The following is a 13,899-nucleotide window of genomic DNA, read 5'->3' as shown; positions in this document are numbered from 1 at the left end:
GGTGTGACTTCATGCGCTAGACGCATCACTGCTGAGAAAGTCCGCGAACCGCTGCGCAGGCGGCGGCAATGTCTTGTCCCGGCCCCAGGCCAGCCCCACCTCCCGCTTGGCCCCCGGATTGGACAGTGGCACATGCACGGTCCTCGATGTGCCGCCGTCGCGAGGGATGGGAACGACGGCGACCCCGAAGCCCGCCACGACCAGACCTTCGACCGTGGGAATCTCGGTGGCCTCGAACACGATCTCGGGGCTGACGTTGTCCTCGGCCAGTAACTGGTCGGTGAGCTGCCGCAGTCCCGCCTGCTCGGCAAGCGCGATGAACGGCTCACCGGCCGCGGCCGACAACCGAACCCTGGCGCGGGCGGCGAGGCGGTGGCCGCGCGGAACCACAAGGCACAGCTGGTCGACGTACAGCCGGCGCCAGCCGAAGCCGGGCGCCTCGGGACGGGGGGCGGTGATCGCGATATCGGCCTGGCCGTCGAGCACCCGCTTCGTGATCTCGTGCGCAGGCCCCTGAAAGAGTTCGAACCCGACCGCGGGAGCGGATTCGCGAAAGCGTCGCAGTTGTTCGGGCACAAACCAATTCGCCAACGAGTGAAGGAAGGCGAGCCTGACGCGACCGCTGTTCGGGTCGCGTAGGGCGGCGATGCGTTCGGTGGCGGTCCGGATCTCGGCGATGCTGCGCGTTGCATGCTCGAGCATGATCTGGCCGTAGGCGTTCAACCGCAGCCTGCGGTTGACCCTGTCGAACAGCGGGGTGCCCGCCTCCCGCTCGAACCGGGCCAGGGCCCGCGACAAGGTCGGCTGGCTGACCGACAGCTCCGCTGCGGCATCGGTGACATGCTCGGTTTCGGCCAGCACGACGAACCACTGCAGCTCCTCGAGGTTCACTGTTCGACCATAACTACACTGCGTGCATTCAAGAGAGGCGCAGATGGAGCGATATCGGTGAGCACGTCCGACGACCAGCAGCTGCACCGCGCGACCCTGCGAGCGCTCGACGGGTTGTTGGCTTCCCTGCAGCCGGAATCGCTTGGCCACGATCGCTTCCGCGTGCAAAGCGAGGCCAACCGGTTCGGCCGGGTCTTCGGCGGCCAGATGATCGCCCAGGCCATGCAGGCAGCTGCCACCACGGTCGTCGGCAAGCCGCCTCATTCCCTGCACGCGTATTTCGTGCAGTCGGGCGATCCCGACCGCCCACTGGACATCGCGGTCGAGCGGATACGCGACGGCCGCTCGATGGCTGCCCGCCGCGTCACCGTCGACCAGGCTGGGCAACCGCTGCTGATCGCGATGGTGTCGTTCCACGACAACCCGACCGATCCGGTGTTCGGCGAGCCCGCACCGCAGGGACCTGACCCCGAAGCGCTACCGCGCCTGCAGGACTGGGTGGATGCCACGCCGGAGGAACTTCGGGACAGGGCGCAGACCTGGATCAGCCGACCGCCGCCCCTGGAAATGCGCATCGCCGAACCGACACATTTCTTCGGCGGATCCCGCGCCGTCGGATCGCGATCGCATTGGATGCGGCTGCCGCGCGACGTCGGCGACGATCCCGTGCTGCACAGCGTCCTGCTCGCGTACTCCAGCGACTACCTGCTCCTGGACGTGGCGGCGCGTTCGCACCCCGAACCGGTGAGCATCGCGTCGGCGACGGCATTCACCCTCGATCACTCGCTGTGGCTGCACCGGCCGGTGCGATTCGACCGTTGGCACAGCCACACCGCGGAACTGGTCGCGATCTCCGGCCACCGCGGCCTTGTGCGCGGCGCGCTACACGACATCGATGGCCATCTGGTAGCAAGCACCAGCCAGGAAGTCCTCATTCGGGAGAACTCCTGACCTCACCCGCCATGTGCAGCGCCGCGCGGTGGCTGAACAGCAGCGAGGCGCCGATCGGGTTGCCACCGCCCGGGTACGTCGTGCCTGACACCGCGGCCATGGTGTTGCCTGCCGCGTAGAGGCCGCTAAGCGGCCGGTCGTCGACCGCAAGGACGCGAGCGTCCACGTCGGTGCGCAGGCCGCCCTTGGTGCCGAGATCGGAAAGGCCGAACGCCGCCGCGCGGTACGGCGGCGTGTCGATCGGCACCAACGGCGACGCTCCCCCGGTGAAGGCCCGGTCGAACGATTCGCGGCCGCGGCCGAAGTCCTCGTCGTCATCTCGCCGCGCGAGTTCGTTGAAGCGGTGCACCGTCGCAGCGAGATTGTCTGCCGGAACGCCGATCTGGTTGGCGAGCTCGGTCAACGAGTCGGCCTGTAGCCACAGCCCTGCCGACACATACTCACTGGTCGGCGCGAACGAGACGTTGGTCGCCATGACGGGCGGCTGGTCACCCGCCCGGCTGTCGTAGACCATCCAGTAGCGCGACCCGACGGCGCCCTCGCCCATCGCGCGGATGATCTCGCGGCCCGCCCGGTCATAGGCGGCCGACTCGTTGACGAACCGGCGCCCAGCCCGGTCGACGAAGATGCCCCCGGTGAAACACAGCGCGAACGCCGCCCTGCCGTCGGGGTGCACCAGCCCCGGCGACCACCACGCCTGGTCCATCAGGTCCGTGGAAGCCCCCACCGCGATGGCGGCCCGGTGCGCAAGCCCGACATTGCCGGGCGCGCCCATGGTGTCCGATGCCGCTCCTGCAACGCCGTATTCGGCTCTCATCGCGTCGTTCTGTTCGAACCCGCCCGCGGCCAGCAACACCCCGCGGCGCGCCAGAATGACCCTCCTCGCGCCCTCGCTCTGCACGACGGCGCCGACGACGCGACCGTCCTCGACGATCAACTCGACAAGGCTGGTGTTCAAATGCGCGGTGACCGCGGGGTTTTCGGCCATCGCGGAAAGGAAGCGGCCGATCAGCGCCCGGCCGCCGGTGAGCAGATCGGGCTGCGGCGCACCGAGGCGTTCATGGTCCAGCGGTCCACGAACCAGCCCCTGGAACCGGCCAAGACGGTTGTCGGGCACCGCCTTCGAGACGATGTGACGCATCCCGTCGTTGCGCGCGCCCACGGCCGAGCTGTAATAGTCCGGCCACGGCAGCACCTTGAAGGCGAAGTGCTCGTCGCCTTCCAGGTATTCGATCAGCGCGGCGCCGCCCCTGACATAGGTCTCCTGCAGTTCTGCGGGCGTGCGATCACCGACGACGGCGCGGTAATAGCGCAGCGCGTCGGCGATGGTGTCGTCGCTGCCCGCCCGGACGAGCACGGGGTTGCATGGGAACCACATTCCGCCTCCACCGGAGTACGCGAACGTGCCGCCGAACCGGTCCGACGCCTCGACGAGGGCGACCGAAAGCCCTTCGCGCGCGGCGGTATAGGCGCCCGCTATGCCTCCGCCGGAGCCGGCGACGAGGACGTCGACCGTCTCGTCGGCCGCGCTCACAGGTTCCTCGACCGGTTGACGAAGCGGCCTTCCCGCGGCGAGAAGAGCCACCCGCCACCGGCTTTCGTGCCGCCGTCGACGGGAATGTTGTGCCCGGTGACGAACGCGGACTGGTCGGAGGCGAGAAACAGCGCGACGCGCGCCTGGTCTTCCGGCCAGCCCACCCGGCCGACGGGCGCCCACGCCGCCCACAGCTCGTCGACGTCCTGATAACCGGTCAGGTAGTCGACCTGCGGTGTCTGAGCCAGGTCGGTGCCGATGCCGTTGACGCGGATGCCATGTCGCCCGAGGTCGACGGCCAGACAGGTGGTGAAGTGCGCGGCTGCCGCTTTCATCGCGCCGTACACGGGGTCCTTGGGGTATCCGCGCATGCCCTCGACCGAATGAACAGTGACGATGCTGCCGCGGCCGGCCTCCATCATCGCCGGCACGAACGCCCTCGTGACGGCGAAGACGTGCCGCAGGTTGATGTCGTACATCTGCCGCCACGAATCCGGGGTGGACTCGTGAAAGGACACCAGCGGGCGGTAGTCGCCGACGTTGTTCACCAGCACGTCGACCCGGCCGTGCTCGGTCAACACGGCCTCGGCCAGCCGGGCGACATCGTCGTCGAGCGTGACATCGACGACGTGGCTCCTGATGCGTCCACCCGCGCCGGTCACGTCGTCGCGGATTCGGTCTGCGCGCTCCCGGTCGACCTCGGCGACTTCGACGAGTGCGCCATGCTGCGCGAACAGCGCGGCGACGCCTGCGCCGATCCTTCGCCTCCGCCGGTGACCACCGCCACCCGCCCGTCGAGTAACCGATTCCAGTCGTCGATGCGTGGGACATCGCCTGGCGAGCCGGTCATAGCGACGGACCCTACGCGGCGTGCGGAAGAATCGTTGCCAGCATGACCGACAACGACGACGTGTCCACGACCTCCCGACGGGGCCATATCGTACGACTGGTCGTCTTCGCAGCGTTCCTGCTCGGGCTCTTCTATCTGGTTGCGGTCACGCACGTGGTCGACGTGGAGGATGTCCGGCGCACGGTCGCCGCAACCGGTCCCGCCGCGCCGCTGACCTATGTGGTGGTGTCGGCGGCGCTCGGCGCGATCTTCGTTCCCGGCCCGATCTTGGCGGCGGGCAGCGGTGTGTTGTTCGGGCCCGTGCTCGGCTTGTTCGTCACTCTCGGCGCGACAGTCGGAACGGCGATCATCACCAGCCTGATCGGCAGGCGCGCAGGCAGGCAGAGCGCACGAGAACTCATTGGACCGCAGCGCGCCGACCGGCTGGATCAGCTGATCCAGCGGCGCGGACTGTGGGCACTGGTCGGTCAGCGGTTCATCCCCGGCGTTTCCGACGCGCTCGCCTCGTATGCGTTCGGTGCGTTCGGCGTCCCGCTGTGGCAGATGGCCGTCGGAGCGTTCATCGGATCGGTGCCGCGGGCGTTCGTCTACACCGCGCTGGGCGCGTCGATCGGGGATCTGTCGTCGCCGCTGGCGTACGCGGCGGTCGCCATCTGGTGCGTGACGGCGGTCATCGGGGCGTTCGCCACCTACCGCGGCTACCGGCATTGGCGCGAACGGAATGTCGACGATGCGTCTTGATTAACAAAAGTTGACGCGGCGAAATCGAGTAGTGCACTACTCACCCCGCCAATTGACGCTGCGGATATTGTCCGCGATAGCCGCCCGAATGACGGCAAGTAGCAGTACCTTTACTGACTGCGTCGGTGGGAGACCAGAATGCCAAAGCTCTTCGATTTGCAGGCGCGCAGCCGCGCAATCTTCGAGTCCCTCCTCGCCGAGGAGTATCCGACCAGGCGGCCGACACTTATCGCACGGACGAGCAGCCGCACCGGTACCACCGGCACGTTTTCCTGGTTCAATCCGGAAGACGCGCGGAAGGCCACCATTCTTGCCGGCGAATTGGCCGCAGTCGCAGCCATGCCTGACGAAGTTCTCGACGGACTAGAAACGGCGCTCGATCGCGTCGAATCGGCGCGCGCCGAGGAACCGACCGCTCTTGTTCGGACCGCATTATCGCTATTCACCACTCATTATCGGCCGGCCCGCCGACTCGCGGTGCCACGCCCTGTTGCGAGCAGGCCCGCGGCATTCGGACGATCCCGGGCGGGAACCGTCACCCGCCGGGCGCGAACCAGGCGGCGCACGCCGCATACCGTCACGGTCGGCTCACCCACCGAGGCACAGTTGGACTACTGGCGCGAAGACGCACTTGCCAACGAGCACCACAGACATTGGCACGAGGTGTACCCCTACGCGGGCATTCCGCCTCAGGACTGGGACGTGTGGGCCCGCGACACAGATCGCGCCGGGCTGGCCCAGCTTTTCCAGGAACTCGATCCGCAGCCGCAGAATCATTGGGCCGAGTTCATCGCTTTACGCCCGGCTGAGATACGGCAGGCGTTTCTCAGCCGGCTGCAACAGCTGCCTGATATCGGCGTGTTCTTGAACCAACTGTCAGCGGTGGCCTATCGCGCGTTGTTTCGGCTCAACGACCGGCAAGGCGAGATCTTCCTTTACATGCATGCGCAGATGTTGGCACGGTACGACGCCGAGCGACTTTCGGTTGGCCTGACACCCGTAGCGGCGTTCAATCCGCCATACACGGCAAGATCCGGCGACGGCTACGATCCCGCCCCACTGCCGGGCTATCTTCCCCGCCCTTTTGGAGTTCCGCTGTCGGACAATGCAGCTCAAGATCTGACCACAATGCACGCCGAGGTGGTGGACGCCATCGACAACGGGGCGCTGCTCGGCGCGACCGCTGCAGATGTGGCGATCGACCGAACGACGCTCGGAGAAGCCATCGAAGCAACGGAGGCCCGCCTGAGGGTGCCGCTTCGCACTGGCCGCTATCCAGGCCTGCACAACATCGGCCACGGCCGGATCGCCGGTATCTCCGTACCGCCGCCGGGATCTTCGGACGCTGCGGTCATGAATGATCCGACCGCAGCCATCCGCGACCCAATCTTCTGGCGGTGGCACAAGGGAATCGACGACCTCTCTGCGCAGTGGCAAGACGGTCAGCCGCCATACACCTATGACGACGCACCAAGCGTCGCCGTACGCGACGGCCTCGCCGGCGTCGCCGATGCCTGGCAGAGTCCCGACATCTACCTGATCCAACGACCGCGCTTCACCGAATCCGCCACGGCAGCGCAGAAGATCGAGGCCGCACTCGGCGGGGCGAATGCCGATGTCGAGGTTACCGACGGGCCCGTCACCGGGCTACGAGGCTATCGCCTGACGGGAACTCTCACCACCCGCTTCCGGCAGGGCCAACTGGGTCGGCAGACGGTCGACTACCTTACCCACGACCCGTTCGGGTACGCGGTACGGATCAGGAATCAGTCGGGCCGCGACACGTCGGTAACTGTGCGGGTCTTTCTGGTGCCGTTGGCATTCGCCGAACAGCGTCGCAAATGGATAGAGTTCGACAAGACCGTTCAACGAATACCGAAGCGCTCGACGACGGTGCTCTATCGCCCGGACATTGACTTTTCCGTCATCAAGACGCCCGCCGAGCAGACGCCTGCCGAGGCGATAGAAGCCGACCCGAACCCCGACGACGACGGATATTGCATCTGCGGCTGGCCGTGGACACTGGTTCTCCCCCGCGGCACGCGCGAGGGGCTGCCGTGCGCAATCGCGGTCGCGTGCACAGACGCCGGTATCGACACAGTGCCCGCGACGCAACCATGCGGGTCGATGAGCTACTGCGGCGCGGTGGACCGGTATCCCGACATCCGCGACATGGGCCACCCGTTCAGCCGCCCGATGCCCGACGGCGTCGCGAAAACCGTGCTCGCCCAACCAACGATGGCTGGGCGATCTCTGACCATTCGGCACGTTGCATAAGCGACAAGATCCCTGAGAAGGAGGCGGCCCAAAATGACGAACAACGGACTGAACAGCTTTTCGATACACAGCGAAGACGAAGGTCAGGCTCCGGCAATCCGCGCTCTCAACGCGGGCCTCGTCGACGCCAATGACGGGCCTCCGGTTGACAACAAAGCCCTGGATCCAGAGACGGCGGCGCGGCGCTACCTCAGCCAGATGATCGAGAGCCCTCGAGTTCCGGCGATACGGGCGGCCGAACCTGACGGCGCCAAGACGGAGTTCCGCACCCTCCGAACAGAGACCGTACCGCTCACCGACACCACGGTCGTCAAGTTCACCCAGTACCGCAAGCGGATTCCCGTGTACGGGTCGATGGTGACCATCGAACTCGACGAGAACAACGAGATCGTCGGAGCAAACGGCGGGATCGTCGACGAGATGGACGTCGAGCCTGTCGCAAAGATTTCACCCGAACGCGCGCTGAAGGTCGTCTGCCGGGACGCGGGCATCAACCCGTCCGACGTGGCCGAACCGCCAAAGCTGTACTACTTCTTCGACAACTCCACCGACGAAGGCGAGTGGAGATTGTGCTACATCACCACCAGCGTCCCGACCAAGCCCAAGGGCAAGCGGTCTGCTGGGCGGCCAACCATGCCACAGGTCTACGACTACGTTATCGACGCGCACACGGGCAAGCTCGTGGCCAAGTTACCGCGAGCGAAGACCGCCACCTGGACACCCGAGGACGTCGATCTGACCGACGGACTCGGCCGCACCCGCCGAGTTCGAATCGAGCGAAACAGCAACGGAAAGAAGCGGTTGCGCGATTCCACCCGCAACATCGAGACATATGACTTCAAGTTCAAGCGCATCGAGATTCATCAGGCCTCGCTGCCCGGACAGGAGGTTGGCAATCCCCCGGATTGGAACCCCTCGGCGGTCAGCGCACACGCCAATGCGCAAGAGGTCGTCGACTTCCTACTCAACACGTTGAAGCGCAATGGCCTCGACGGCTCCGGCGGCCAGGTCAGGTCGAGCATCAACTGCACCTCGACCGAGGATGACGAGGCACCCGTATGGCGGAACGCCGCGTGGTTCGACGACCAAATGGTTTACGGGCAACGTGATGTCGACGGCGAGCTTCTGTCATACGCTGTTGCGAAAGACGTCGTGGCACATGAGCTCGTTCATGGACTCACCGATAACACGACCGCGCAACTCGTGTACGAAAACGAGTCGGGCGCACTCAACGAGTCCTACTCGGACATCCTTGGCACCATCATCGCCAACCACGGCGAACCCAACATCGCCAAGTGGAATTGGGAGTTCGGCGAGGATCTGGACGGGAGCGGTGTTCCGCTACGGGACTTGAGCGACCCCACTCTCCACGGCGACCCGGATCACATGGACGACTACGTCGACACCGACGAGGACTACGGCGGCGTGCACACAAACAGCGGAATTCACAACAAGGCCGCTTTCAACGTCATCACCGCCCGCAAGAACCGTCGATTCGTCTTCACGCCAGACGAAGTCGCGGCGTTGTTCTATCTCGCGCTAAGCCAGTATCTGCGTCCTACATCGGGTTTCAGTGACAGCCGACGCGCTGTCGAATCCGCCGCGAAGACACTGTTTCGCCGCAATACAGCGGCAACCAAGGCCAAGAAGCTGACGGCCATTGCGGCCGCATTCGACGCCGTGGGCATTACCGGCTGAACCGCGGCCAACCAAAGGAGTACACAATGCCCGCAGCGCGCTATGACGATCCCGCTCGATACATCATCGAGTTCGAGTCGACACGAGAAGACATGGGCGTGAGGCCGACCGCCGCGGCCCCGAGGGCGGGCGCGGCGGCGGGCCTGAGCCTGCCCTTCCCCAACGGCACGGCGCCGAAGGCTCGTCCGCTGGCGGTCCAGCCAAGTGCCTCGGCCAAGCTTCCGCGCGCCGATGTCCTCGTCGTGACCTGGACGGCGGAAGAGGCCAAAGCGCTTGCTGACGTCTTTACCCCCGGCTTCCCGCGAGACACGAAGTGGTACAAGTACAAACGTCTCTACAACTCGTACGTGCCGGAGATCAGCGCGAATGCTCCGGCACGCAGCCTCCAGCGTCTCGGCACATACTTCCCGAGCCGGGTTGCCGGTCGCGACATCCTCTGTGTGAAATCAGATCTCCATCTCAACCAGGATGGGGTTCGAACCGGCAACGGTACGGCAACTCTCCCAGTGAAGCGCTTCCTGCGCCAGATCATCGACGAGGTCAAGCCGTCGCTGGTGATCACCGTTGGCACCGCAGGCGCAACGTTCCCGCCCGCGGGCACCATCACCGTCGGCGGCATGAACTGCCCGGCGCACGAACTCGGCGACGTCATCATTACTCGGGGCGCGAAGTTCCATCTGACGCAGGAGTTCAAGAACGAGCCGTTCGCCTCCACCGGCTACCGCTGCCAAACATTCCAGATCCCGCAGGACCGCCTCGACGACAGCTCAGATCTGCTGGCCGTGCACGCCGAAAAGATGACGGAGCCGCCGTTCGGTGTCCCGACGAGCAAGTACGGCGACACCTCGCCCATTCCGATTCCCAAGAACAAACCGGACTTCCGCATTGACGGGGTCGACTTTCCCGAGTTCCATCCGGTGCTCAGCGCCGACTCATTCGTTTTCGGCACCTCCACCAATGGACTGGAACAGAACGGGAGCGCCGTCGAAATGGGCGACGCGGTATTGGGGATGGTGGTCGACGAGATGGCCGCGCAGGGGCTGGATGCGCCCGACTGGCTGGTGATACGAAACGTGTCGGATCCTCAGATCAACGGCGAGCTGCCAGGGGCGAACATCCCAGGGGTACCACCGGCCATTCGCCGCGCTCTGAATATGCAAGTGCACTGGGCGGTTTGGTACTACGAGACCTACGGCTACTGGACAAGTGTCAACAGCGCCATCGCCGTATGGGCAATGACGGCGTAGGGGGAAGCAATGGCCGACAAACCTGTCTCGAAACTGCCGACCGAGGTCGAACTCGTCTTCGAGGTGATGCCGTGTCTTTCGATGCGGGAGACCTACGACTCAGCGGCCGAGCGGCATCCATGTGCATATTTCTCGGAGTGGGGCTACTACCACAGCTATGACTACGCGAAGGCCGGTCCGCCCGATCGGCCGATGATCAATCTGGACGTCGTCTACGCGGGCAAGCGGCAGGTCGTGCCCGAGCTGCTTTCCGGTTGCCGCAAGGCGCCGATCCTCTGTGTCGGTATCAACCCCAACCTGCCCGGCTGGCCCGAGAGCACCCGCGACGCCATTCACCCGTACTTCGAGGACGTCCTGCAGTACGCGCACTACTTCCGCTACCGAACCCGCGAGAAGCTACGTATCCCGCGCAGTGACTACAAGCGCCTGCTCGGCGATGCCACAGACGACCCCTCATCACCGAGGCCGCTGACCGAGCCCGGTGACGACATCCCGGTTCAGCCGTCAAGAGTGCTGATGTACGTGCAGTACCAGCGACTGCTCGACGGGCTCGCCGAGCGGATGGGCTGGAGCGACCACAAACTCGCAGTGGGAGAGGATATTTCATACGCCAACATGGTCGCCTGCCCGTCCGCGCACTGGGTCGTCAAACCCGATAGCGACAATCCGGAGATGCCGGTCATGGGCAAGGAGCGCGCGGCGGGAATCGTCAGCGAATGCTTCGTCGAACGCAGGTACTTTCTGCGTCAACTCACCCAGAGCGTGCCTCCGGTGATTCTCGTGTTCAGCCAAACCACCGCGCGTGAGTTCATCTCGGCTCTCAGTCATCGGTTCAGCAAGGGAGAACCGAAACCAGACGAGCGACTCGCCGATCTGTTCAAACGCGAGATCCGACTCAGCTACGGTCAACTCAGCAACGGTACGGAACTCGATGCACGAGTGATCTTCATGCCTCATGCGTCGTCGAACCCCGCGCAGTTCGCCAAGATGCTGGGGCCCTCCATCGATATCCTCGAAGAGGAATTAAGCCGCGGAAACCTGGTGTACAAGAAGACAACCGGGCACCTGCGGCGCGGTCGTGGGGCGTGTGTGTTCTGCACGAACTCGTTGTACACGATCGGGCCCTGCGACTACGAAAAGGAGCTGCGGCCGATCGCCCCCGCGCCGGTCGCACCACTGGCCGGACCACCCGCAACGACGGGACAGCGTGCCGTGCCCGACCCTCTTGTCGACAAGGTGGAGCAGCTGAGCCTGCTGAACCAGTTGATGGGTCGCCCCGCTTCCGGCGTTCCCAAGGGCGCCGACCGACCCCGCCGTGCCGCGGCACCACCGCCACTGATACTGCGAGGCAAGGTGGTTCCGATGGTCGGCGCGCCAATCGCCGATGGCGCCGTCTACATCAGGGCGAGCCGGATCGTCGCTGTTGGTCGTGCGGACCACGATGTCCCCCAGGGGTTTTCACAAGCCACCACAGTGGTCACCGACGGAGTGATCTACCCGGGACTGCTCGACCTGCACAACCATCTTCCGTACAACATCCTGCCGCTGTGGCACACGCCGAGAGCCTTCGGGAACCGCAACGACTGGCTGGACCTGCCGGAGTACTCCCAGAACGTAGGCGAACCCATGAAGGCCGTCACGGAGGCCGGCCAAAGCTACCGCAAAGCCATCATTCGGTACATCGAGACAAAGGCGCTTCTCAGCGGCGTCACGTCAATCCAGGGCCTGAGGTCCACGTTTGGCGCACTCAACGGCCTCTATCGGGGGATCGTCAGAAACTTCGAGGCGCCCGATGATCCGGCTCTGGGCCCGGCCGCACGTACTCAGCTCGGGGACATCAGCGAAAGCACCGTCAACGCGTTGAAAGAGAAGCTGGACTCCGGTCGTGCCACGTTCTGGCATCTCGCCGAGGGGATCGACGCCGACGCGCGGGAGCAATTCACCCTCGCCGACAGCAACTTGTTACTGCGGCCGAATCTGATCGGCATCCATTCGTTGGGTCTTCGGGCCGCCGACCATCGGCGGATGAAGACGAAGAAGTCGTGGGTTGCGTGGTCACCGCTGTCGAATCTGTTGCTCTACGGCAAGACCATCAACCCGCAGATTCTCGCTGAGAAGAAGCTGTTCTTCACGCTGGGATGCGACTGGACGCCCAGTGGCAGCCGAAACATGCTCATGGAACTGAAGGTGGCGTGGCTGTGCTCGCAACAGGTTTCACCTGCGTCCAGTCGACTGAGTTTCGAGGACCTGGCGAAGGCGGTGACCGTGCGCGCGGCCACCGCGACCGGCTGGATCACTCAGGTAGGCACCGTGGAGCCGGACAAGCTCGCCGACCTGCTGGTCCTCGACAACGTGCACCCCGATCCGTACGAAAATCTGGTGAGGGCCACCGAGCGTGACGTGCGCCTGGTGCTCGTCGGCGGTGTGGCGCGGTATGGAAACAGTCAATTGATGAGACAAGCGACCAGGCGCTCCGACGACGGCCTGGAGGAACTCCTTGTCGGCGGCATCCAGAAGCGTCTTCACCTCGAACAGCAAGAATCACCCTTGACCGGGGTCACCTTCGCCGACGCGCGGGATCAACTGCGGGCCGGGCTCGCGGACCTGGTCGCATTGCGCCGCAGGCACAACACCTTCGAACCGCTCAATGGCGAGCCGAGGCTGGAAATCGAGCTCGAGATGCAGCCCCTGCCCCCCAGCGCGGGAGGGCCGATGCTCGCTGGACCCCGATTCGAACCGCTCAGGACGATGGCGCTCGACGGTCCAACGGCGATCGACGATCACGGTTTCTTCGACAGCCTTTCGAAGGTCGAACATCTGCCCGACTACATCAAGGGTGAGAAAGGTCTGCGTCGTTTCTACCCGCCGCACTGACCGTCGCGGCCGACGGCCCAGGTACTGTCCCACCAACGAAGGGTGACCTAACACCCGAGAGCGAAGGGCAGTGACAATGGGCGGTCAACCGACGGATGCCTCCGGCCTGCGCCTGCTGGTGGTCGGCGCCTCCTCCGGTATCGGCCACGCCGTGGCGGAAAGCGCCGCCGCGCTCGGCGCGAACGTCGCGGTGGCGGCGCGCCGGATGGACCTGCTGACCAAGCTGGCCGACACCGTCGGCGGCATCGCGTTCGAGCTGAACGTCGAAAGCGCCCCCGCGATCAACAAGGTCGTCGGCGAGGCCGCCGAGGCGCTCGGCGGCCTCGATGCCGTGGTGTTCACCAGCACGGTCGTGCCGTTCGCGCAGATCGAGGACACCGACGTGACCACCTGGGTCCATGCGTTCTCGGTCAATGCCGTCGGCGCCAACAACGTGCTGCGGGCCGCGCTCCCCCATCTGTCGGAGAACGGCGTGGTGCTCATCGCGTCGAGTCACGATGTCGGTCGACCCCGCGCAGGCGTCGCCGCCTACAGCGCGAGCAAGGCCGCGCTGGACGAGATCCTGCACTCGTGGCGCAGTGAACACCCCGAGCTCTCCATCGTGCGCGTCGGGATCGGTCCGACCGCCGATACCCAGATTCTCCGCGGCGCAGACCGCGACCTGCTCTCGCTGCTCTTCCGATCATGGGTGGAGCATGGCCAACTGCCGGCGCAGATGTCGACCTTGACGGACGTCGCCAACACGCTGGTGTCGCTGGTCATCACGGCGCGGGCGAATCCGAGTGTGGTGCCCGAGATCGTGCAACTGGCGCCACGCATCAGACCAAGCACCTGAG

Annotated in this window: 10 protein-coding genes; 7 read left to right on the top strand and 3 right to left on the bottom strand. The window is 65.2% G+C overall.

All coding sequences use genetic code 11. The features are described from left to right. Window positions 1–9: 9 nt before the first annotated feature. Complete coding sequence (locus D6M19_RS06070) at window positions 10–891, bottom strand: LysR family transcriptional regulator (RefSeq protein ID WP_123024286.1); 882 nt, start codon at window positions 889–891, stop codon at window positions 10–12. Between the two features lie 57 nt (window positions 892–948). On the opposite strand from D6M19_RS06070, the gene D6M19_RS06065 reads away from it, so the two are divergent. Beyond that, window positions 949–1,842, top strand: a complete 894-nt coding sequence (locus tag D6M19_RS06065) for an acyl-CoA thioesterase (RefSeq protein WP_234834718.1) — start codon at window positions 949–951, stop codon at window positions 1,840–1,842. Here D6M19_RS06065 and D6M19_RS06060 read toward each other — a convergent pair. Both D6M19_RS06060 and D6M19_RS06055 read right to left on the bottom strand, forming a co-directional pair. After that, window positions 1,823–3,376, bottom strand: a complete 1,554-nt coding sequence (locus D6M19_RS06060) for an FAD-binding protein (protein WP_123024284.1) — start codon at window positions 3,374–3,376, stop codon at window positions 1,823–1,825. The genes D6M19_RS06065 and D6M19_RS06060 overlap by 20 nt on opposite strands. Further along, window positions 3,373–4,134, bottom strand: coding sequence for an SDR family NAD(P)-dependent oxidoreductase (locus tag D6M19_RS06055; RefSeq protein ID WP_407665311.1), 762 nt, complete (start codon window positions 4,132–4,134; stop codon window positions 3,373–3,375). The genes D6M19_RS06060 and D6M19_RS06055 overlap by 4 nt, the downstream gene beginning before the upstream one ends. Window positions 4,135–4,268: 134 nt before the next feature. Between D6M19_RS06055 and D6M19_RS06050 the strand changes: the two genes are divergently transcribed. The 6 genes from D6M19_RS06050 to D6M19_RS06025 all read left to right on the top strand — a co-directional run bounded on the left by D6M19_RS06050 (window position 4,269) and on the right by D6M19_RS06025 (window position 13,898). Further along, window positions 4,269–4,967, top strand: a complete 699-nt coding sequence (locus tag D6M19_RS06050; protein WP_123024283.1) for a TVP38/TMEM64 family protein — start codon at window positions 4,269–4,271, stop codon at window positions 4,965–4,967. A gap of 138 nt (window positions 4,968–5,105) precedes the next feature. Further along, complete coding sequence (locus tag D6M19_RS06045; RefSeq protein WP_123024282.1) at window positions 5,106–7,244, top strand: tyrosinase family protein; 2,139 nt, start codon at window positions 5,106–5,108, stop codon at window positions 7,242–7,244. A 33-nt stretch (window positions 7,245–7,277) separates the two neighbouring features. After that, a complete protein-coding gene (locus D6M19_RS06040; protein WP_123024281.1) occupies window positions 7,278–8,942 on the top strand; it encodes a M4 family metallopeptidase in 1,665 nt (554 codons plus the stop codon). 26 nt (window positions 8,943–8,968) lie between these two features. Then, window positions 8,969–10,189: a hypothetical protein gene (locus tag D6M19_RS06035; protein WP_123024280.1), complete on the top strand. Its 1,221-nt coding sequence runs from the start codon at window positions 8,969–8,971 to the stop codon at window positions 10,187–10,189. Window positions 10,190–10,198: 9 nt separating this feature from the next. Beyond that, on the top strand, window positions 10,199–13,063 hold the full coding sequence (locus D6M19_RS06030; protein ID WP_123024279.1) for an amidohydrolase family protein: 2,865 nt from the start codon (window positions 10,199–10,201) through the stop codon (window positions 13,061–13,063). Window positions 13,064–13,139: 76 nt separating this feature from the next. Beyond that, window positions 13,140–13,898, top strand: coding sequence for an SDR family oxidoreductase (locus D6M19_RS06025; RefSeq protein WP_123024278.1), 759 nt, complete (start codon window positions 13,140–13,142; stop codon window positions 13,896–13,898). Window position 13,899 lies beyond the last annotated feature (1 nt).

Origin of the sequence: Mycolicibacterium stellerae (genome assembly GCF_003719305.1) — a bacterium.
In the GTDB taxonomy this organism is placed as follows: Bacteria; Actinomycetota; Actinomycetes; order Mycobacteriales; family Mycobacteriaceae; genus Mycobacterium; species Mycobacterium stellerae.
The sequence above is the reverse complement of the archived record's forward strand: the minus strand, read 5'-3'. Positions and strand labels throughout refer to the sequence as shown.

What these genes read in the sequence shown, in the direction of transcription:
- D6M19_RS06050 (WP_123024283.1), top strand. Translation starts at nt 4,269, where the DNA reads ATGACCGACAACGACGACGTGTCCACGACCTCCCGACGGGGCCATATC.
- D6M19_RS06045 (WP_123024282.1), top strand. Translation starts at nt 5,106, where the DNA reads ATGCCAAAGCTCTTCGATTTGCAGGCGCGCAGCCGCGCAATCTTCGAG.
- D6M19_RS06040 (WP_123024281.1), top strand. Translation starts at nt 7,278, where the DNA reads ATGACGAACAACGGACTGAACAGCTTTTCGATACACAGCGAAGACGAA.
- D6M19_RS06035 (WP_123024280.1), top strand. Translation starts at nt 8,969, where the DNA reads ATGCCCGCAGCGCGCTATGACGATCCCGCTCGATACATCATCGAGTTC.
- D6M19_RS06030 (WP_123024279.1), top strand. Translation starts at nt 10,199, where the DNA reads ATGGCCGACAAACCTGTCTCGAAACTGCCGACCGAGGTCGAACTCGTC.
- D6M19_RS06025 (WP_123024278.1), top strand. Translation starts at nt 13,140, where the DNA reads ATGGGCGGTCAACCGACGGATGCCTCCGGCCTGCGCCTGCTGGTGGTC.